This window comes from Stenotrophomonas genospecies 5 (assembly GCF_054473825.1).
In genome coordinates this window covers 2,688,327-2,707,960 of sequence record NZ_JBTMUW010000001.1, presented here as the reverse complement: position 1 = coordinate 2,707,960, position 19,634 = coordinate 2,688,327, and the positions used below count along the sequence as shown (strand labels likewise).

Annotated in this window: 17 protein-coding genes; 12 read left to right on the top strand and 5 right to left on the bottom strand. The window is 66.8% G+C overall.

The window, feature by feature from the left end; genetic code table 11:
* Positions 1-62 precede the first annotated feature (62 nt).
* From smeD to smeF, 3 genes are all read left to right on the top strand, one after another.
* Complete coding sequence (smeD, locus tag ACX9OW_RS12395; RefSeq protein WP_065175174.1) at positions 63-1,244, top strand: multidrug efflux RND transporter periplasmic adaptor subunit SmeD; 1,182 nt, start codon at positions 63-65, stop codon at positions 1,242-1,244.
* A 12-nt stretch (positions 1,245-1,256) separates the two neighbouring features.
* A complete protein-coding gene (smeE, locus tag ACX9OW_RS12390; protein WP_053520172.1) occupies positions 1,257-4,379 on the top strand; it encodes a multidrug efflux RND transporter permease subunit SmeE in 3,123 nt (1,040 codons plus the stop codon).
* A 97-nt stretch (positions 4,380-4,476) separates the two neighbouring features.
* Positions 4,477-5,862, top strand: a complete 1,386-nt coding sequence (gene smeF / locus ACX9OW_RS12385; protein WP_164150669.1) for a multidrug efflux RND transporter outer membrane subunit SmeF — start codon at positions 4,477-4,479, stop codon at positions 5,860-5,862.
* A 96-nt stretch (positions 5,863-5,958) separates the two neighbouring features.
* On the opposite strand, the gene ACX9OW_RS12380 is transcribed toward smeF, so the two are convergent.
* The 4 genes from ACX9OW_RS12380 to ACX9OW_RS12365 form a co-directional block, all read right to left on the bottom strand.
* Positions 5,959-6,381, bottom strand: a complete 423-nt coding sequence (locus ACX9OW_RS12380) for a low affinity iron permease family protein (protein ID WP_111186203.1) — start codon at positions 6,379-6,381, stop codon at positions 5,959-5,961.
* A 69-nt stretch (positions 6,382-6,450) separates the two neighbouring features.
* The gene (locus tag ACX9OW_RS12375) at positions 6,451-6,777 is read right to left on the bottom strand and encodes a hypothetical protein (RefSeq protein ID WP_065175172.1); all 327 of its coding nucleotides are present in this window, start codon (positions 6,775-6,777) and stop codon (positions 6,451-6,453) included.
* A 73-nt stretch (positions 6,778-6,850) separates the two neighbouring features.
* Positions 6,851-7,111, bottom strand: a complete 261-nt coding sequence (locus tag ACX9OW_RS12370; protein ID WP_180876838.1) for a hypothetical protein — start codon at positions 7,109-7,111, stop codon at positions 6,851-6,853.
* Positions 7,112-7,308: 197 nt separating this feature from the next.
* Positions 7,309-7,761 carry a nucleoside deaminase gene (locus tag ACX9OW_RS12365; protein ID WP_459062331.1) on the bottom strand — a complete coding sequence of 151 codons (453 nt, stop codon included), beginning with the start codon at positions 7,759-7,761 and terminating at the stop codon, positions 7,309-7,311.
* Between the two features lie 80 nt (positions 7,762-7,841).
* Between ACX9OW_RS12365 and ubiE the strand changes: the two genes are divergently transcribed.
* From ubiE to ACX9OW_RS12345, 4 genes are all read left to right on the top strand, one after another.
* Positions 7,842-8,603, top strand: a complete 762-nt coding sequence (gene ubiE, locus ACX9OW_RS12360) for a bifunctional demethylmenaquinone methyltransferase/2-methoxy-6-polyprenyl-1,4-benzoquinol methylase UbiE (RefSeq protein ID WP_053520441.1) — start codon at positions 7,842-7,844, stop codon at positions 8,601-8,603.
* Positions 8,604-8,850: 247 nt separating this feature from the next.
* Positions 8,851-10,779, top strand: a complete 1,929-nt coding sequence (locus tag ACX9OW_RS12355) for a M1 family metallopeptidase (RefSeq protein WP_459062330.1) — start codon at positions 8,851-8,853, stop codon at positions 10,777-10,779.
* 92 nt (positions 10,780-10,871) lie between these two features.
* Positions 10,872-11,603: a hypothetical protein gene (locus ACX9OW_RS12350; protein ID WP_459062329.1), complete on the top strand. Its 732-nt coding sequence runs from the start codon at positions 10,872-10,874 to the stop codon at positions 11,601-11,603.
* On the top strand, positions 11,603-12,223 hold the full coding sequence (locus ACX9OW_RS12345; protein ID WP_459062328.1) for an HAD family hydrolase: 621 nt from the start codon (positions 11,603-11,605) through the stop codon (positions 12,221-12,223). Before ACX9OW_RS12350 ends, ACX9OW_RS12345 begins: the two co-directional genes overlap by 1 nt.
* Before the next feature lie 188 nt (positions 12,224-12,411).
* On the opposite strand, the gene ACX9OW_RS12340 is transcribed toward ACX9OW_RS12345, so the two are convergent.
* On the bottom strand, positions 12,412-13,350 hold the full coding sequence (locus ACX9OW_RS12340) for a carbohydrate kinase family protein (RefSeq protein ID WP_053519641.1): 939 nt from the start codon (positions 13,348-13,350) through the stop codon (positions 12,412-12,414).
* 283 nt (positions 13,351-13,633) lie between these two features.
* On the opposite strand from ACX9OW_RS12340, the gene ACX9OW_RS12335 reads away from it, so the two are divergent.
* The 5 genes from ACX9OW_RS12335 (at position 13,634) to rodA (ending at position 19,542) form a co-directional block, all read left to right on the top strand.
* Positions 13,634-14,680 (top strand): rod shape-determining protein, encoded by a 1,047-nt coding sequence (locus ACX9OW_RS12335; protein ID WP_005411077.1) that lies wholly within the window; start codon positions 13,634-13,636, stop codon positions 14,678-14,680.
* A 121-nt stretch (positions 14,681-14,801) separates the two neighbouring features.
* On the top strand, positions 14,802-15,869 hold the full coding sequence (gene mreC / locus ACX9OW_RS12330; RefSeq protein WP_065175166.1) for a rod shape-determining protein MreC: 1,068 nt from the start codon (positions 14,802-14,804) through the stop codon (positions 15,867-15,869).
* Positions 15,866-16,351, top strand: coding sequence for a rod shape-determining protein MreD (gene mreD, locus ACX9OW_RS12325; protein ID WP_053519639.1), 486 nt, complete (start codon positions 15,866-15,868; stop codon positions 16,349-16,351). Before mreC ends, mreD begins: the two co-directional genes overlap by 4 nt.
* A 3-nt stretch (positions 16,352-16,354) precedes the next feature.
* The gene (mrdA, locus tag ACX9OW_RS12320) at positions 16,355-18,433 is read left to right on the top strand and encodes a penicillin-binding protein 2 (RefSeq protein ID WP_065175165.1); all 2,079 of its coding nucleotides are present in this window, start codon (positions 16,355-16,357) and stop codon (positions 18,431-18,433) included.
* Positions 18,430-19,542 carry a rod shape-determining protein RodA gene (gene rodA / locus ACX9OW_RS12315; RefSeq protein WP_053519637.1) on the top strand — a complete coding sequence of 371 codons (1,113 nt, stop codon included), beginning with the start codon at positions 18,430-18,432 and terminating at the stop codon, positions 19,540-19,542. The genes mrdA and rodA overlap by 4 nt, the downstream gene beginning before the upstream one ends.
* The last annotated feature ends 92 nt before the right edge of the window (positions 19,543-19,634 follow it).

The window sequence follows — 19,634 nt, the reverse complement described above, 5'->3', positions numbered from 1 at the left end:
TTCCCGGGAGGTGTCCGCCGTATCAGCGCCTGCTGAGATTCTTCCTTCCAAGAGCCTTCCCCATGTTGCTGAGCCGAATCCGACCCTTTGCGCTGTCGCTGGCCATCGCCACGACCGTGGCCGCCTGTGGCGGCGAACCCCAGGCCCCCGAACAGGGGCCCGGCCAGGTCAGCGTGGTCACGCTGAAGTCCGAGACCGTGGGCCTGACCCGCGAGTTGCCGGGCCGGACCAATGCCTTCCTGGTGGCCGAAGTCCGTCCGCAGGTCAGCGGCATCGTGGCCAAGCGCCTGTTTACCGAGGGCGGCATGGTCAAGGCCGGCGAGCCGTTGTACCAGTTGGATGACGCCAGCTACCGCGCCCAGGCCAACAGTGCCCGCGCACAGCTGGCCCGCGCCGAAGCCACGGCCAACGCCGCGCGCCTGAGTGCCAAGCGCATCACCGAGCTGGCCAAGGTCGATGCGGTCAGCCAGCAGGATCTGGAAAACGCCGTAGCCGCGCAGAAGCAGGCCGAGGCCGACGTCGGCGCCGCCCGGGCTTCGCTGGATTCGGCCAACGTCACGCTGGGCTACGCCCGCATCACCGCGCCCATCAGCGGCCGCATCGGCAAGTCCAGCGTCACCCAGGGTGCGCTGGTGAACGCCGGCCAGGCCGACGCCCTGGCCACAGTGCAGCAGCTGGATCCGATCTATGTCGACCTCACCCAGTCCTCGGCCGAGCTGCTGCAGCTGCGCCGCGAGCTGGCCGCCGGCCGCCTGCAGGACAACCAGCAGACGCCGGTCAGCATCCTGCTGGAAGACGGCAGCGCTTTCGAGCACAAGGGCACGCTGGAGTTCTCCGAAGTCAGCGTCGATCCAGCCACCGGCAGCTTCGGCCTGCGGGTCAAGGTGGAAAACCCCGATGGCCTGCTGATGCCGGGCATGTACGTGCGCGCAGTGATCGGTGGCGGCGTGCGCAGCGACGCCGTGCTGGTGCCGATGCAGGGCATCGCCCGCGATGCCAAGGGTGACACCACGGCGATGGTGGTCGGCAAGGACAGCAAGGTCGAAGTCCGCCCGGTCAAGGTCAGCCGCACCATCGGCGACAAGTGGCTGGTCGAGGATGGCCTGAAGCCCGGCGACAAGGTCATCGTCGAAGGCCTGCAGAAGATCGGCCCCGGCATGCCGGTCAACGCCACCGAAAAGGGCGCCGCACCGGCCAAGCCGGCCGCTGCCCCGCCTGCGGCTCCGGCCGGCGACGCGAAGTAAGCGGAGAATTCCATGGCACGCTTTTTCATTGATCGACCCATCTTCGCGTGGGTCATCGCCATCATCATCATGCTCGCCGGCGGCCTGGCCCTGTTCAAGCTGCCGGTCTCGATGTATCCCAACGTCGCTCCGCCGGCGGTGGAAATCAGCGCCACCTACCCGGGTGCCTCGGCCAAAGTGGTCGAAGACTCGGTGACGCAGATCATCGAGCAGAACATGAAGGGGCTTGATGGCCTGATCTACTTCTCCTCCAACAGCTCGGCCAACGGCCAGGCGACCATCACCCTGACCTTCGAGAGCGGTACCAATCCGGACATCGCGCAGGTGCAGGTGCAGAACAAGCTGCAGCTGGCCATGCCGCTGCTGCCGCAGGAAGTGCAGCGGCAGGGCATCAACGTGGCCAAGTCCAGCTCGGGCTTCCTGAACGTGATCGCCTTCGTCTCCGAAGACGGCAGCATGGATGCCAACGACATCGCCGATTACGTCGGCTCCAATGTCGTCGATCGCCTGAGCCGAGTCCCGGGCGTGGGCAACATCCAGGTCTTCGGCGGCAAGTACGCCATGCGCATCTGGCTGGACCCGAACAAGCTGCATACCTATGGCCTGTCGGTGCCGGAAGTGACCGCAGCGATCCAGGCACAGAACGCACAGGTGGCGATCGGCCAGCTGGGCGGCGCGCCCTCGGTCAAGGGCCAGCAGCTCAACGCCACGATCAATGCGCAGTCGCGCCTGCAGACGCCGGAGCAGTTCCGCAACATCGTCGTGCGCGGCGCGCAGGACGGTGCCGAACTGCGCCTGGGTGATGTCGCCCGCGTCGAGCTGGGCGCGGAGTCCTACGACTTCGTCACCCGCTACAACGGCCAGCCGGCCAGCGGCCTGGCCGTCACCCTGGCCACCGGCGCCAATGCGCTCGACACCGCCGCGGGCGTGGATGCTGCGCTGGACGACCTGAAGAACTTCTTCCCGGCCGGCCTGAAGGCCGAGATTCCGTACGACACCACGCCGTTCGTACGCGTGTCGATCAAGGGCGTCGTGCAGACCCTGATCGAAGCGATCGTGCTGGTGTTCGTGGTGATGTACCTGTTCCTGCAGAACTTCCGCGCCACCCTGATCCCGACCATCGCCGTGCCGGTGGTGCTGCTGGGCACGTTCGGTGTACTGGCGATGCTCGGCTTCTCGGTGAACATGCTGACCATGTTCGCGATGGTGCTGGCGATCGGCCTGCTGGTGGACGACGCCATCGTGGTGGTGGAGAACGTCGAGCGCATCATGTCCGAGGAGGGCCTGTCGCCGCTGGAGGCCACCCGCAAGTCGATGGGCCAGATCACCGGTGCACTGGTCGGCATCGGCCTGGTGCTGTCGGCGGTCTTCGTGCCGATGGCCTTCATGAGTGGCTCCACCGGCGTGATCTACCGGCAGTTCTCGGCCACGATCGTTTCGGCGATGGCGCTGTCGGTGCTGGTCGCGATCGTACTGACCCCGGCGCTGTGCGCCACCCTGCTCAAGCCGCTGAAGAAGGGCGAGCATCATGTCGCCCACCGCGGCCTGGCCGGTCGCTTCTTCAACGGCTTCAACCGGGGTTTCGACCGCACCAGCGAAAGCTACCAGCGTGGTGTACGCGGCATCCTGAACCGTCCGTGGCGTTTCATGGGCATCGTCGCCGCGCTGTTCGTACTGATGGCGGTTCTGTTCGTGCGCCTGCCCAGCTCGTTCCTGCCCAATGAAGACCAGGGCGTGCTGATGGCGCTGGTGCAGGCCCCGGTCGGCGCCACCCAGGAACGTACCCTGGAATCGATCGCGGCACTGGAGAATCACTTCCTGGAGAACGAGAAGGCGGCGGTCGAGTCGGTGTTCTCGGTGCAGGGCTTCAGCTTCGCCGGCATGGGCCAGAACGCGGGCATGGCCTTCGTCAAGCTGAAGGACTGGAGCGAGCGCGACGCCGACAACGGCGTGATGCCGATCACCGGCCGCGCCATGGCTGCGCTGGGTGGGATCAAGGACGCCTTCATCTTCGCCTTCCCGCCGCCGGCGATCCCGGAGCTGGGTACCGCTTCGGGCTACACCTTCTTCCTGAAGGACAACAGCGGCCAGGGCCACGATGCGCTGGTGGCCGCGCGTGACCAGCTGCTCGGCCTGGCGGCCGGCAGCAAGAAGCTGGCCAACGTCCGCCCGAACGGCCAGGAAGACACGCCGCAGTTCCGCATCGACATTGATGTGGCCAAGGCAACGTCGCTGGGGCTGTCGATCGCCCAGGTCAATACCACCCTGGCCACCGCATGGGGCAGCGCGTACATCGATGATTTCGTCGATCGTGGCCGCGTCAAGCGTGTGTTCGTGCAGGCCGACCAGCCGTTCCGCATGGTGCCGGAGGACTTCGATCTCTGGTCGGTGAAGAACGACAAGGGCGAGATGGTTCCGTTCAGCGCCTTCGCCAGCAAGCACTGGGACTACGGCTCGCCGCGCCTGGAGCGCTACAACGGCGTGTCGGCAATGGAAATCCAGGGCGAACCGGCCCCGGGAGTCGCCTCCGGTGACGCCATGGCCGAGATCGAGCAGCTGGCCAAGCAGCTGCCGGCGGGCTTCGGCATCGAGTGGACCGCGATGTCCTATCAGGAACGCCAGGCCGGCTCGCAGACCCCGCTGCTGTACACGCTGTCGCTGATGATCGTGTTCCTGTGCCTGGCCGCGATGTACGAAAGCTGGAGTGTTCCGACCGCCGTGCTGCTGGCCGCCCCGCTGGGTATCCTCGGCGCGGTGCTGGCCAACACCTTCAAGGGCCTGGAGCGCGACATCTACTTCCAGGTGGCAATGCTGACCACGGTGGGCCTGACCAGCAAGAACGCGATCCTGATCGTCGAGTTCGCCAAGGAAAACCTGGAGAAGGGGGCCGGCCTGATCGAATCGATCATGCATGCCGTGCGCGATCGCCTGCGTCCCATCGTGATGACCTCGCTTGCATTCGGCATGGGCGTGGTGCCGCTGGCGATCTCCACCGGTGCCGGTTCCGGCGCCAAGCAGGCCATCGGCATCGGCGTGCTGGGCGGCATGATCGTCGGCACCGCGCTGGGCGTGTTCTTCGTGCCGCTGTTCTTCGTGGTGGTGCAGCGCGTGTTCAAACGCAGGACCGCCGAGTGATGGAATCCGGCAGCGCCGGGCCATGCCCGGCGGATGCCTTACCACGTAGCTGCCGGGAACGGCCCGGCGCTACCACCGTGACCCCCAAGGTGTCGCCATGAAATTCTCTTCTCTTGCTGTATCCCTGGCCGCCGTGCTCACGGTCGCCGGCTGCTCCACCCTCGCGCCGAAGGACACGGCCGTTGCCCCGGCGATTCCTGCGCAGTGGCCGGCAGAGGCCACGCAGGGCCAGGTTGCCGATGTGGCCACGCTGGGCTGGCGTGACTTCTTCACCGATCCACGCCTGCAGCAGGTGATCGGCCAGGCGCTGGACAACAACCGCGACCTGCGTGTGGCCGTGCTCAATGTCGAGCGCGCACGCGGCCAGTACCGGGTGCAGCGCGCCGACCGGGTGCCGGGTGTGGCCATCACCGGGCAGATGGAGCGCACAGGTACGGATGCGGGAGTCACCGAGCAGTTCACTGCCGGCGTCGGTGTTGCCGAATTCGAGCTGGACCTGTTCGGCCGCGTGCGCAACCTCAGCGAAGCAGCCCTGCAGCAGTACTTTGCCATCGCCGCCAACCGCCGTAATGCACAGCTGAGCCTGGTGGCCGAGACGGCAACGGCGTGGCTGACCTACGGCGCCGACAGCCAGCAGCTGAAGATCGCCGAAGCGACGCTGAAGACCTATGAGGATTCGCTGCGCCTGGCAGAAGCACGCCATGAACGTGGCGGCAGTTCAGCACTGGAACTGACCCAGACCCGCACCCTGGTCGAAACCGCGCGCACCGATGCCGCACGCCTGCGCGGCCAGCTCGCGCAGGACCGCAATGCCCTGGCGCTGCTGGCCGGTGGCCAGGTCGACCCGGCTCTGCTGCCGGATGGCATCGAGCCGCAGTTGCTGGCACTGGCCCCACCACCGGCCGGCCTGCCCAGCGACGTGCTGCTGCTGCGCCCGGACATCATGGCGGCCGAACACCAGTTGCTGGCCGCCAACGCCAACATCGGCGCTGCCCGCGCAGCGTTCTTCCCGAGCATTTCGCTGACAGGCAGCATCGGCAGCGGATCGAACGAACTGTCGAACCTCTTCGACAGCGGCACGCGCGTGTGGAGCTTCCTGCCGAAGATCACCCTGCCGATCTTCCAGGGCGGCCGTTTGCGTGCCAATCTCGACATCGCCAATGCAGATCGTGACATTGCACTGGCGCAGTACGAGAAGGCGATCCAGAACGGCTTCCGCGAAGCGGCGGATGCGTTGGCGATGAACGTAAGCCTGGATGAGCAGGTCAGCGCCCAGCAGCGTCTGGTCGACGCGGCCGAGCAGGCCAACCGGCTGTCGCAGGCACGCTATGACGCCGGCCTGGACAGCTTCGTCAGCCTGCTCGACGCGCGTCGTACGGCCTACAGCGCGCAGCAGACGCGGCTGCAGGCGCAACTGGCCCAGCAGGCCAACCGCATCACCCTGTACAAGGTGCTGGGCGGCGGCTGGCACGAACGCAGCTGACGGGACGCGCCGGGCATGGCCCGGCGTGGATTCTGGTAGCGCCGGGTCATACCCGGCGGCGCTTCGATCAGGCGTTCGCGGGTCGTCGCGTCAGGGCTACACCGCTTCATCATCACGGCGCACCGTGTGGCAGGCCCGCACACGGGCCAGCGCGTCGCCGGCTTCGCGTGCCATCCGCTCATACTCGGCGCGGATCTCTTCCAGCCGCTGTTCGTCCAGTTCTTCCAGATCCAGCAGCTCGTTGTTGGCTTCCGCGGTGGCCCGGATCAGTTCGTCCAGCTTGATCTGCATCGCCGCCGTATCGGCGTTCTGCGTGTGCTGGATCAGGAAGACCATCAGGAAGGTGATGATGGTGGTGCCGGTGTTGATGACCAGCTGCCAGGTGTCGTTGAAACCGAACACCGGGCCGGAGATGCCCCACACCACCACGATGGCTACTGCGACCAGAAAGGTCCACGGAGAGCCGGTGGCGGCCGCGGCCTTCTTGGCGATGGTATTGAACAGGTTTCTTGCTTTCATCGTCGTCGTCCCGCTGGGATGACGTGATGATCGGCGCGTGGCCGTGCAGCCCGCGTGCAGCAGGCCTGCTCAGGCGCGCAGCCGCGGTGCGTCCTGCAGGCGCACGCGGCTGGCCTGGTAGACGTGCTGCCAGCAGCGGTCAACGAACTCGCGGGCCTGTGCTTCGCTCAGCCGCGGCATGATCTGCAGCGCATACTGGGTCTGGAACATCTCGTCACGCTGCTCGTTGCTGGCGCGCGGCTGGGTGATCAGCGAATCGCAGGCGAACTTGATCCAGGGTACGTAGGAACCGAACGAATTATGAGGCAGCGCACCGTCGGCATGCTGGCGGCGCCAGTGCTCGAGTTCCGCATCGACGTCGATGACCGGGGGAATGGCAGGGACTTCAGTGTGCATGTCGATCCAATCGGTTGAGGTGGACGTGGAGTGGGGGAATCGCAGTGTTGCCTGATCACCGGTGGAAGCGGTGTCATCGCAATGTGGAAACAGCGTTGCGATTGCCGATCAGTTGGGCGTGCTCGACCACGCCGAGGTCTTCAGCGATGTCCGCCATCGCGTTGCACAGGCGGACGTGGTCGCGTGGATGGTCGCGCACCAGTTCCAGCTGCATGCTCTGATAAGCGGTCCAGAACAGGGCACCGCGCCGATGCAACCGATATTGGCCCCGCAGGCGGGCGCGGATTCCGTCAAGGATCAGATTGGGCGTGGGGCTTGCAGCGTGCGCGCACATGGCTGGCTCCGCCGGGGTAGGGGGTCCCGGTAACCCCACCGTAGGCGTGCCGGAGCGGTGGGGTGTTACCGCGGCGTGTGCATGCGTGCCGACGGAGTGCGCAGCGCGTCACATCGAACGCCGCAGACGCTGACTGCACAAGGGCCTGCCGCGGATGAAGCATTCATTAAACGCGGGCTGGGGTCAGTCCACGGCACTCATTCGCCGATGTCTTCGTTCCAGATCTCGGGATATTGCGCAATGAAGCTCCCGAGCAGGTCGACGCATTCCTGGCTGTCGAGGTCGATCACAGTGACGCCGTTTTCGCGCAGCCAGTCGATGCCGCCCTGGAACGTGCGGGACTCGCCGACCACCACGGTGCCGATGTTGAACTGGCGCACCAGTCCCGAGCAGTACCAGCACGGGGCCAGGGTGGTCACCATGATCGTGTCGCGGTAGCGACGCTGGCGCCCGGCCTTGCGGAAGGCGTCGGTCTCGCCGTGCACGGAGGGATCGCCTTCCTGCACCCGGCGGTTGTGGCCGCAGCCGAGCAGGCGACCGTCGTTGTGGTACAGCGCCGCGCCGATCGGCACGCCGCCCTCGGCCAGGCCCTGGCGGGCTTCGGCGATGGCGGTCTGCAGCAGGGCCTGGTAATCAGGTGTGGTGATCATGCGGGGCTCCGGAAGGTCATGGGCTGCCATGATAAGGCGCCGTTCCCCCGCAGCGGCCCTGGCGGTGCGATAATCGGGGCATGAGCGAATCCCCCTACAAATCCGGTACCACCCATTTCGGGTTCCGCGACGTCGCCGCCAAGGACAAGCAGAAGCTGGTCGGGCAGGTGTTCACCTCGGTCGCGCGCAACTACGACCTGATGAACGACCTGATGAGCCTGGGCGTGCACCGGGCGTGGAAGCGTTACTACGTGGCGACCGCGCAGGTGAAGCCCGGTGACCGCGTGCTTGACCTCGCGGGGGGCACTGGCGACATTGCCGCCCTGCTGAAGGAGCGCGTCGGCGCCGAAGGTTCGGTGGTTCTGGGCGACATCAATGCCGGCATGCTGTCGGTGGGCCGTGATCGCCTCACCAACCGCGGCCTGGTGCTGGGCCTGGACTACGTCCAGTGCAATGCCGAGGCCCTGCCGTTCCCGGACAACAGCTTCGACCTGGTCACCATCGCCTTCGGCCTGCGCAACGTGACCGACAAGGATGCCGGCCTGCGCGAGATGTACCGCGTGCTCAAGGTCGGCGGCCAGGCGCGTGTGCTGGAGTTCTCCGAGGTCACCGCCGACTGGTTCAAGCCGATCTACGACTTCCACTCGTTCAAGATCCTGCCGAAGCTGGGCAAGCTGTTCGCCAATGATTCGGACAGCTATCAGTACCTGGCCGAGAGCATCCGCAAGCATCCGCCGCAGGACGAGCTGAAGGCCATGATGGGCGAGGCCGGTTTCGAGCGCTGCCACTACAAGAACCTGACCGGCGGCATCGTGTCGATCCACTCCGGCTACAAGCTGTAAGCCTTGCCCTTGGTGGGTGCCAACCTTGGTTGGCACTCGGCCGCTGCGGTCATCCGCTCTGGTAGGTGCCGACCTTGGTCGGCACGGGCCTGCCACATGCGTTGATGGATCCGTGCCAACCAAGGTTGGCACCTACCCAGGGCGCCGCCGCAGGATCGGCCTTGGCCGCCTTACCCCGCACCGCGCAACGCCTGCGGGGCCGGAGGGAGGTACCATTGGGGTTTGCTCCCCGTAACGGTCCCGATTCATGCGCAATCCGCTGATGCTCCTTCCGTTGGCCGTGGCCCTGGCCGCCGGCTGCTCCCAGGAGGCGGCCGCGCCCGCCGCCGCCCCGACTGCCGAAAAGGCCCCCGCCGCTCCCGTGAACGCCGAGAACCGCAGCCACGACGAAAGCTCGTACGCCGAGCCGGACAAGGTCGTCATCAAGGACATCGCGCTGGACCTGAAGCTGGACTTCGACCAGAAGCAGATCGGCGGTACCGCGACCTACACCCTGGAATGGAAGCAGAAGGACGCCACGCAGCTGGTGCTCGACACCCGCGAGCTGACCGTGTCCAAGGTCGAAGCCGTTGCCGCTGACGGCGCGCGCAGCCCGCTGAAGTTCGAGCTGGCGGCGGCCGACAAGGTGTTCGGCAGCAAGCTGACCATCGAGGCCCCGCAGCAGCCGTCCAAGGTCGAGGTGACCTACTACACCGCGCCGACCGCCTCGGGCCTGCAGTGGCTGGCGCCGTCGATGACCGAAGGCAAGAAGCTGCCCTTCATGTTCAGCCAGTCGCAGGCCATCCATGCCCGTTCCTGGGTGCCGCTGCAGGACACCCCGAGCGTGCGCTTCACCTACAGCGCGCACGTGGTCTCGCGCCCGGACGTCATGGTGCTGATGAGCGCCGACAACGACCCCAAGGCCGCGCGTGATGGTGACTACACCTTCAAGATGCCGCAGCCGATCCCGTCCTACCTGCTGGCGATCGCCGCCGGCGACCTGGTGTTCGAGCCGATCTCCGGCCGCTCCGGCGTCTGGGCCGAACCGACCATGGTCGGCAAGGCGGCCAAGGAATTCGAGGACACCGAGAAGATGATCGGTGCCGCCGAGAAGCTGTACGGCGAGTACCGCTGGGGCCGTTACGACATGCTGGTGCTGCCGCCGTCGTTCCCGTTCGGCGGCATGGAGAACCCGCGCCTGACCTTCGCCACCCCGACCGTGATCGTCGGCGACAAATCGCTGGTTTCGCTGGTCGCCCACGAACTGGCGCACAGCTGGTCGGGCAACCTGGTGACCAACGCCAGCTGGAAGGACATCTGGCTCAACGAGGGCTTCACCACCTACGTCCAGGGCCGCATCACCGAAGCGCTGTATGGCAAGGAGATGGCCGAAATGGAGCGGCAGATCGACCAGACCGATCTGCTGGCGGAAGTGAAGGACATGAGCCCCGCCGACCAGGCGCTGGCGCTGCCGCCGCTGAACGAGCGTGACCCCGATGAAGCCCTGAGCCAGGTGGCCTACGTCAAGGGTTCCTGGTTCCTGGAGTTCCTGGAACAGCGGTTCGGCCGCGAGACCTTCGATCCGTTCCTGCGCGGCTGGTTCGATGACCACGCCTTCCAGAGCGCGAATACCGACCAGTTCGTCGAGTACCTGAAGAAGAACCTGCTGCCGAAGAACCCGTCGGCAGTGACGGAAGCCGAACTGAAGGCATGGCTGGACGAGCCGGGCATCCCGGCGTTCGCGGCCAAGGCGCAGTCGCGCAACTTCAGCAGCGTCGATACCGCGCGCATCGCCTTCACCAGCGCCGGCACCGTGCCCAGCAGCCAGGTCATCGCTGACTGGAGCACCCAGGAGTGGGTGCGCTTCATCGACGGACTGGGCACGACCCAGCCGCTGGACACGCTGGCCACGCTGGACAAGGCCTTCCACTTCACGGGCACGCCGAATGGCGAGATCGCCATGCGCTGGTATCCGCTGGCCATCCGCAGCGGCTACGAGCCGGCCAATGAGGCCGCGGCGGCATTCATCGAGCGTGTCGGCCGTCGCAAGCTGATCCTGCCGATCTACGCCGAACTGGTGAAGACGCCGAAGGGGCTGGAGCTGGCCAAGCAGGCCTTCGAGAAGGCCAAGCCGGGCTACCATCCGATCACCACTGCCTCGGTCCAGGACATGCTGGCCAAGGCCGAAGCCAAGTAAGAACAAGCGCCGGGCACTGCCCGGCGCTTTTTTTGTAGAGTCGAGCCATGCTCGACTTTGCAAGCATGCGAAAAACACGAAGGACCTTTGCCATGAAACGACTGATCCTGCTCACCGCCTGCACCCTGGCCCTGGCCGCCTGCAGCAATCCCGAAGAAGAGCGCAAGGCGCAGGAGGCCGCTGCCGCTGCCGTGCAGGCCCAGAAGGAAGCCAAGGCCGAGGACTTGGCCAGGCAGTACGACATGGCCGTCGCCGCGCAGGACTGGGAGCGCGCGCGACTGCATGGCGCCGCGCTGCTGGATGAGTACAAGGACACGGCCGCCGCCGAGCGCATCGCCGCAGGCTTCGACGAGGTCAAGGCCAAGGGCGATGCCGCGCGCGACCTGCGCCGCATGCAGGCGCTGTGGCAGTACAACCAGATACCGGTCGGCAACAAGGGCAACCAGATTTCGGCGCAGATCTACAGCAAGGAACGGGTGGACGTGGATGGCAGCGGCGCAAAGCCGGTGCAGCTGGTGTTCCGCGATCACCCGGAGTGGAAGCGGCACGCCTACCTGGTGCTGCAGGCGGGCGATTTCCGCTGCCCGAAGTGCATGGTGAAGGTGACCGTGGACGACGGCAAGCCGGTGTCGATGGCCGCCTGGCGGCCGCAGACCGATGAGGCGATTGCGCTGTTCATCACCGACCAGAAGGCGCTGTGGAAGCTGGCGCGCAAGGGCAAGTCGATCAGCATCGAGTTCCCGGTCAAGGCCGGCGGCACCCGCACGGCGGTGTTCGAGACCGGGGGCGTGGACGCAAGCCGCATGCCGTCGTGGTGGCAGTGATGATCGCGACGGGCAGCGCAGTGCACGCGTTGTCCGCGATCCGGCACTGGGTGTTCGACATGGACGGCACGCTGACCGTCGCCGTGCATGATTTTGCCGCGATCCGCCGCGCACTGGAGATCGCCGCCGAGGAAGACATCCTCGACCATATCGCGGCGCTGCCTGACGCATCGGCTCAGGCCAAGCGTGAGTGGTTGCTGGACCATGAGCGCGCGCTGGCCGAGGACGCGCTGCCCGCGCCGGGCGCGGTGACGCTGCTGCGCGCGCTGGCGGCCGCCGGGTGCCGGCTGGGCATCCTGACCCGTAACGACCATGCGCTGGCGAAGCTGACGCTGGAGGCGATCGGGGTCGGGGCGTTGTTCGACGATGCCGACATCGTCGGCCGTGATGAAGCGGTGCCCAAGCCCTCGCCGGATGGCCTGCAGCAGCACCTGCGGCGTTGGGGCGTTGCAGCGACGGAGGCGGTGATGGTTGGCGACCACGCCTACGACCTGGAGTGCGGCCGTGCCGCAGGCACGCACACCGTGCTGGTCAATCTGCCGGAGAACCCATGGCCGGGCCGCGCCGATTGGCACTTCGCCGATTGCCGCGCCCTGTTGGCGGCCTGGCAGGGCGCATGACCGTGTAGAGCCGAGCCCACGCTCGGCTGCTCTGCGGTCAGATCGCGCTGGCGCGCGCAAGCCGAGCATGGGCTCGGCTCTACAGACAGCAGGCAACGTGTCGGTCGGAAGTTCCGGTGGTGCCGGCCGCTGGCCGGCAGTGTCGACCCAGGTCGACACCCACCGAGCAGATGCGCGGGCAGTTCGGTTTACGCGCCCAGCGCGTAACCGAACTGCTGCTTGAACTGCTCGTTGAACTCATCGAAGGTGAAGCGCTGGTTCTGGGTGCCCGGGTGCTCGACCTTCAGTGCGCCCATCAGGTTGCCCATGCGGCCGATGGTCAGCCAGTCGTAGCCCTTCTGGATGCCGTAGATCAGGCCCGCGCGGAAGGCATCGCCGCAGCCGGTCGGATCGACCACACGGCGCTCGTGCGCCGGCGGGATGTCGTAGCTCTTGTCCGGCGTGTGGATGACCGCGCCCTTCGGGCCGCGGGTGGTGATGTAGGCCTGCACGCGGCTGACGATTTCCTTCTCGTCCCAGCCGGTGCGTTCCTGCAGCAGGTTCGACTCGTAGTCGTTGACCACCACGTAGTCGGCCTGCTCGATGAACTGGCGCAGCTCCGGTCCGTTGAACAGCGGCATGGCCTGGCCCGGGTCGAAGATGAACGGGATGCCGTCCTCGTGGAACTCCAGCGCGTTCTGGATCATGCCTTCGCGGCCGTCCGGGCCGACCAGGCCCAGGGTCACGCCCGGCACGCCACGCACGTGGTTCTCGTAGGAACGCATCATCGCGCCCGGGTGGAAGGCGGTGATCTGGTTGTTGTCGTGGTCGGTGGTGATGAAGGCCTGCGGGGTGAACAGCTCATCGATCACGCGCACGCGCGACAGGTCGATGCCCAGGCCATCGAAGTACTCGCGGTACGGGCCGAAGTCCGAGCCGACCGTGCCCATCGGGATCGGGTGGCCGCCCAGCAGATGCAGGTTGTAGGCGATGTTGCCGGCGCAGCCGCCGAACTCGCGGCGCATCCGCGGGACCAGGAACGACACGTTCAGGATGTGCACCTTGTCCGGCAGGATGTGATTCTTGAACTGGTCCGGAAACACCATGATGGTGTCGAAGGCAAGAGAACCACAGATCAGAGCGGACATCGATGTAAGCCTATGCGGTGAATTTTGGGGTGGGCCTGCCCGCTTCGACGGGCAAGCAAACGGCGCCCTTGGGCGCCCGACGGCGCAAAGGTTACCCGCTGGTGCCGCTCAGGGCCAGAAGCGGGTGATGCCGGATCAGGCCCAAAGCCTGTGAAGACGCGGGTTCAGCTGGATTTTTCCTTGCTCGGCGGCAGGCGGGTTGCTAGGCTTGTCGGCCTCGATTTCTGCCCATTTTTTCGCCATCCCGCGGCGGGCACGACACCCCTCAGGACTCCTTCCTCAGATGTTCAAGAAACTCCGTGGCATGTTCTCCAATGACCTGTCCATCGACCTGGGCACGGCCAACACCCTCATCTACGTGCGCGGGCAGGGGATCGTGCTGAATGAGCCTTCGGTCGTGGCCGTGCGCCAGGACCGTGCCATCGGTGGCACCCGCTCGGTGGCAGCCGTCGGTGCCGAGGCCAAGCAGATGCTGGGCCGTACCCCGGGCCACATCACCACCATCCGCCCGATGAAGGATGGCGTCATCGCCGACTTCACCTATACCGAGGCGATGCTCAAGCACTTCATCAAGAAGGTGCACAAGTCCCGCGTGCTGCGCCCGAGTCCGCGCGTGCTGGTCTGTGTGCCGGCCGGCTCGACCCAGGTCGAGCGTCGTGCGATCAAGGAATCGGCCGAGGAAGCCGGTGCCCGCGACGTGTACCTGATCGAAGAGCCGATGGCCGCTGCGATCGGCGCCGGCATGCCGGTCACCGAAGCCCGTGGCTCGATGGTCATCGATATCGGCGGTGGCACCACCGAAGTGGCGGTCATCTCCCTCAACGGCATCGTCTATTCGGCCTCCGTCCGCATCGGTGGCGACCGCTTCGACGAGTCGATCACCAACTACGTGCGCCGCAACCACGGCATGCTGATCGGTGAAGCCACGGCCGAGCGCATCAAGGTGGAGCTGGGCTGTGCCTACCCGCAGGCAGAGGTGCAGGAGCTGGAGATTTCCGGCCGCAACCTCGCCGAGGGCGTGCCGAAGATGATCAAGATCAGCTCCAACGAAGTGCTCGAAGCCCTGCACGAACCCCTGTCGGGCATCGTCAGCGCGGTCAAGCTGGCCCTGGAGCAGACGCCGCCGGAACTGTGCGCCGACGTCGCCGAGCGCGGCATCGTGCTGACCGGTGGTGGCGCCCTGCTGCGTGACCTGGATCGCCTGATCTCCGAGGAGACCGGCCTGCACGTGCAGGTGGCCGACGATCCGCTGACCTGCGTGGCCCGCGGCGGTGGTCGTGCGCTGGAGCTGGTCGACATGCACGGCAACGAGTTCTTTGCGCCGGAATAAGCTGTCCCGGCCGTTCCTGCCCGCAGCGCCCCTCCGGGGTGCGGCCCGTCGCGTTGGCGGGCCGGCACCGGCGGGGCGTCCGCGTGTTTCCCCTCCGCCTTCTGCCAGTTGAATCGTTGCCGTGCCGCCCTACGCCGGTCCTCCCGTTGCTTCCCGATCCGGTGATGCCGCCAGCCCGCTGCGGCTGCTGGCCTATCTCGCGCTGGCCATCACCCTGATCGTCCTCGACGACCAGGCCGGCTGGCTGGCGCGCCTGCGTGAACAGGCCAACACCCTGGTGCAGCCGGTCTGGGCCCTGGCAGGCCTGCCGGGCAAGCTGGGCAGCCAGGTCAAGGACAACGCGGCCAGCCACAGCCAGCTGGTCAGCGAGAACCGCGAGCTGCGCAACCAGCTGCTGCTGGCCAACGCCCGCCTGACCCGTCTGCAGACCGCTGCGCTGGACAATGCCCAGCTGCGCGAACTGTTGAACGTGGCCGAGCGCAGCGGACTGGACGTGCAGTTGGCGCCGATCCTCGATATCGACCTGGATCCGGTGAAACAGCGTCTGGTACTCGATGCAGGCAGCCGCGAGGGAGTGCATGTCGGCCAGGCGGTGATCGACGCCGGTGGGCTGATGGGCCAGGTGATCAGCGTTACCGGCGGCACCTCCACCGTGCTGCTGCTGACCGACCCCGACCATGCCGTGCCGGTGACCGTGGCCCGCAACGGTGTCCGCCTGATCGTCTACGGTCGCGGCGATACGCTGGAACTGCGCGACATCCCGCTCAGTGCCGGGGTGGAAGTGGGCGATGAGATCGTCACCTCCGGTCTCGGTGGCCGTTTCCCGGCCGGTTTCCCGGTCGGCACCATCACCGCGCTGCGCCCGGATGACACCCATGCCTTCCTGGTCGGTGAGCTGAAGCCGGCCGCACAGCTCGACCGCGGCCGCGATGTGCTGCTGCTGCGCCCGGGCGCAGCGATCCGCATCCCGCCGGAAGTACGCCTGCAGCTGGAGGACACCGCGCCGGGCGGGCCAGCCAATGCGGCTACCGTGCCGGTCCCGGCAATTCCGGCAGCAGCACCGGCAGCAGCACCGGCAGACACCCGCGCAGGGCAGCCGTCGGCGCCGGCCGTCACTCCGGCGTCTTCGACCGCCCCGGATCCGCAGCCGGCAGCCGGACCGGCCGCCGCCGCAGAGGTCCAGCGATGAGCCGCCTGCGCGACAATCCCTGGGTGCTGCCGGCCAGTCTGGTGGTGGCCCTGCTGCTGGGCCTGCTGCCGCTGCCGGCCCTGCTGCAGCCGCTGCGCCCGTACTGGCTGGCGCTGGTGCTGGCGTACTGGGTGATCGAAACGCCCGAGCGCGTTGGTCTCGGCATCGCATTCGCCAGTGGCGTGGTCGCCGACCTGCTGTATGGCGGGGTGCTGGGTGAACAAGCGCTGCGCCTGGTGATGCTGGCCTTCATCCTGCAGCGCTTCCGCGCCCGCATCCGCTTCTTCCCGATGTCCCAGCAGATGCTCGCCATTGGTGGCCTGCTGTTCAACGACCGCATCGTCAGCGCGCTGGTGCACATCGTGGTGGATGAGCCGACGCTGCCGTGGTCGTACTGGTGGGCGCCGCTGCTGGGCATGGGCCTGTGGCCGCTGGTATTCGTGCTGCTGGACGCGGTGCGTTTCGGCAAGCGCGGGCGTTGAGCCATGATTCCGCGCCGCCAGGTCAAGAACCCGCACGCCGAAGCCGAGCAGTTCCGCCGTCGTGCGGCGCTGGGTTTCCTGGGGGTGCTGGTCTGCCTGCTTGGGCTGGGGGGCTGGTACTTCAAGCTGCAGGTGCTGGACCACGACATCTACGCCACCCGTTCGGAAGCCAACCGCATCAAGCCGCGGCCGGTGGTGCCGGGGCGCGGCATGATCTACGACCGCAACGGCCGCCTGCTGGCCGAGAACGTGCCGGCTTTCCGCCTGGACGTGACCCCGGACAAGGTCAAGGACATGGATGCCACGCTGGAAGGACTGGCAAAGATCATCGAGATCAGTCCGGAAGAGCTGGAGGCGTTCAACAAGTCGCGCAAGGCGCGCCGGAAGTTCCTGCCGGTCACGCTCAAGCTGCGCATGACCGACGATGAGATGGCACGCTTCGCCGTCGATCGCTGGCGCTTCCCGGGTGTCGAGCTGGAGCCCTACCTGACCCGTCGTTATCCGTACGGCGATCTGTTCGCGCATATCATCGGCTACGTCGGTCGTGTCGATGACAAGGATCTGGAGATCCTTGGCGAGGGCAATGCCGCGTTGACCCACATCGGCAAGTCGGGCCTGGAGCGCTATTACGAGCAGCAGCTGCGCGGCAAGGTCGGTTACGAGCAGGTGGAGACCAACGTGCAGGGCCGTGCGATCCGCACCATCGGCCGCGTTGCCGCGCAGTCCGGTGTCGACCTGCGCCTGTCGATCGACGCCGACCTGCAGCGGGCGATGGTTGCCGCCTTCGGCGACCAGGAAGGCTCGGCGGTCGCGATGGACCCGCGCACGGGCGAGGTCCTGGCGATGGTCAGCCTGCCATCGTACGACCCGAACCTGTTCGTCAACGGCATCTCCCACGCCGATTTCAAAGCGTTGAACGACAATCCATCGCGCCCGCAGTTCAACCGCCTTGTACTGGGCGGTGTGGCCCCCGGCTCGACGCTCAAGCCGCTGATCGCACTGGCCGGTCTGGACGCCGGTGTGCGCCGCCCGGAAGACAAGATCCTGTCCACCGGCATGTTCTACCTGCCCGGCACCAGCCGCGGCTGGGGCGATGCCAACCGTGGCGGCCATGGCTGGACCGACCTGCGCAAGTCGATCTCAAATTCGGTCAATACCTATTACTACCGGCTGGCGCTGGACCTGGGCATCGAGCGTTTCGACCATTACATGGACTATTACGGTTTCGGCCAGCCGACCGGCATCGACCTGACCGGCGAGATCGGCGGCATCCTGCCGTCACCGGCGTACAAGCGGAAGACCCGCAAGGAAGCGTGGTACCCCGGCGATACGGTCAACATCAGCATCGGCCAGGGCGACTGGAAGGTCACCCCGCTGCAGCTGGCGCGGGGCGTCAGCGGTCTGGCCAGCGGGCAGCTGCGCACGCCGCACCTGGTCATCCAGCAGCGCGAAGGGTTCGACAGCGAGTGGACCGGGGTGCCGGCACGCGACAGCAAGCCGGTCAGCCCCAATCCGAACAACGTGCAGGCCGTGCGCGAAGGCATGATGGCGACCATGCAGCCCGGCGGCAGCGGCTGGCGGGTGGCGGTCGGGGCGCCGTACGTGATGGCCGGCAAGACCGGCACCGCGCAGGTGGTCAGCCGCCGTGGCACGGCAGCGGTGAATCCAAAGAGCCTGCCGATGCACCTGCGCCACCGTGCGCTGTTCGTTGGCTTCGCGCCGGCTGATCAGCCGGTGATCGCATTGGCGATCGCGGTGGAAGGCGGCGGTTACGGCGGCTCGGCAGCTGCGCCGATCGCACGCAAGGTGTTCGATGCCTGGCTGCTGGGCAAGATGCCCGATGGCATCCAACCGCTGGACAGCGAACGCGGCACCACCGCCATCGGTGCGACCGCTTTCGACAACGAGGACGTGGGCGCCCGCCAGGCGGGGGATGCTGCCGCCGCACAGGTCGGTGAGCATCCGGTGCTGATCGGCGCTGCGGTCCCGCAGCCCCAGCCGCAGCCGGGAACACCCGCTGCGCCGGCACCGGCACTGCCTGCCGCGCCGCGTCCACCGGCGGCTGCGGAGGCGACGCGATGAAGGCCTTCCTGCGATGGGCCGGGGACATGCTGCGGCGCTTCTTCAGCACGCTGGACTGGGTGCTGTGCCTTGCCCTGGGCGCGCTGATGATGATCGGCCTGGCCACGCTGAAGAGTGCAGGCGGCGACAGCCTGGTAATGGCGCAGGGCGCCCGCTTCGCCGTGGGCATGGCCGCGCTGTGGGCCATCTCGCGGGTACCGATCCTGCGCATCCGTTCGGCGACGCCGATGATCTACGCGATCTCGATGATCCCGTTGCTGGCGGTGTTCGTGCTCGGTACCGGCAAATACGGCCGGCAGTGGCTGGACCTGAAGTTCTTCTACCTGCAGCCGGCTGAACTGCTGAAGGTGAGCCTGCCGATGATGGTGGCCTGGTACCTGCACCGGGTGCCCTTGCCACCACGCATCAATACGGTGCTGGTGTCGCTGGTCATCATCGGCGTGCCGACCGGTCTGGTGATGCTGCAGCCGGACTTCGGCACGGGCGTGCTGATCGCCGCCAGCGGCGTGTTCGTGCTGCTGCTGGCCGGGTTGCCATGGTGGTGGGTGGGGCTGGGCGTGGGCGGCGTGGCCGCGGTTGCGCCGCTGGCCTGGTTCTGGCTGCTGCGGCCCTACCAGAAGGACCGCATCATGATGTTCCTCGACCCGGAAATGGATGCGCTGGGCGCGGGCTGGAACATCATCCAGTCGAAGATCGCGATCGGTTCCGGCGGGTTCGACGGCAAGGGCTGGGGCGAAGGCTCGCAGTCGCACCTGAACTTCATTCCCGAGCAGACCACCGACTTTGCATTCTCGGTGTTGAGCGAGGAATTCGGCTGGATCGGCGTGGCCGTCGTGCTGGCGCTGTACCTGGTGGTGATCGGGCGCTGCCTGTGGATTGCCAGCCAGTCGCGCGACTCCTATTCGCGGCTGCTGGCCGGTGCCACCGGCCTGGCGTTCTTTGTCTACGTGCTGGTCAATGGCGGAATGATCTCGGGTCTGTTGCCGGTGGTGGGCGTACCGATGCCGTTGATCAGCTATGGCGGTACGTCGGCCGTCTCGCTGCTGGCCGGCTTCGGGCTGGTGATGGCGGTGCGCAGCCACAATCCCGTGCACGGCGGCTACGGCTAGCACCTCCGGGAGCGCGCGGCCGACGCGGGTTGCTGCACCTCTGCGGTTTCGGGCAAGGCCGGGGCCGTCCAACGCTTGCGCAACGCCCTTCA

Excerpts from the sequence above, each read along its gene's own strand:
- smeE (WP_053520172.1), top strand. The coding sequence starts at position 1,257 with ATGGCACGCTTTTTCATTGATCGACCCATCTTCGCGTGGGTCATCGCC.
- ACX9OW_RS12365 (WP_459062331.1), bottom strand. The coding sequence starts at position 7,761 with ATGATCACCACACCTGATTACCAGGCCCTGCTGCAGACCGCCATCGCC.
- smeD (WP_065175174.1), top strand. The coding sequence starts at position 63 with ATGTTGCTGAGCCGAATCCGACCCTTTGCGCTGTCGCTGGCCATCGCC.
- ACX9OW_RS12380 (WP_111186203.1), bottom strand. The coding sequence starts at position 6,381 with ATGAAAGCAAGAAACCTGTTCAATACCATCGCCAAGAAGGCCGCGGCC.
- mreD (WP_053519639.1), top strand. The coding sequence starts at position 15,866 with ATGAGCCGCCTGCGCGACAATCCCTGGGTGCTGCCGGCCAGTCTGGTG.
- ACX9OW_RS12375 (WP_065175172.1), bottom strand. The coding sequence starts at position 6,777 with ATGCACACTGAAGTCCCTGCCATTCCCCCGGTCATCGACGTCGATGCG.
- ACX9OW_RS12350 (WP_459062329.1), top strand. The coding sequence starts at position 10,872 with ATGAAACGACTGATCCTGCTCACCGCCTGCACCCTGGCCCTGGCCGCC.
- ACX9OW_RS12335 (WP_005411077.1), top strand. The coding sequence starts at position 13,634 with ATGTTCAAGAAACTCCGTGGCATGTTCTCCAATGACCTGTCCATCGAC.
- ACX9OW_RS12345 (WP_459062328.1), top strand. The coding sequence starts at position 11,603 with ATGATCGCGACGGGCAGCGCAGTGCACGCGTTGTCCGCGATCCGGCAC.
- ACX9OW_RS12340 (WP_053519641.1), bottom strand. The coding sequence starts at position 13,350 with ATGTCCGCTCTGATCTGTGGTTCTCTTGCCTTCGACACCATCATGGTG.
- ACX9OW_RS12370 (WP_180876838.1), bottom strand. The coding sequence starts at position 7,111 with ATGTGCGCGCACGCTGCAAGCCCCACGCCCAATCTGATCCTTGACGGA.
- rodA (WP_053519637.1), top strand. The coding sequence starts at position 18,430 with ATGAAGGCCTTCCTGCGATGGGCCGGGGACATGCTGCGGCGCTTCTTC.
- ubiE (WP_053520441.1), top strand. The coding sequence starts at position 7,842 with ATGAGCGAATCCCCCTACAAATCCGGTACCACCCATTTCGGGTTCCGC.
- smeF (WP_164150669.1), top strand. The coding sequence starts at position 4,477 with ATGAAATTCTCTTCTCTTGCTGTATCCCTGGCCGCCGTGCTCACGGTC.
- ACX9OW_RS12355 (WP_459062330.1), top strand. The coding sequence starts at position 8,851 with ATGCGCAATCCGCTGATGCTCCTTCCGTTGGCCGTGGCCCTGGCCGCC.
- mrdA (WP_065175165.1), top strand. The coding sequence starts at position 16,355 with ATGATTCCGCGCCGCCAGGTCAAGAACCCGCACGCCGAAGCCGAGCAG.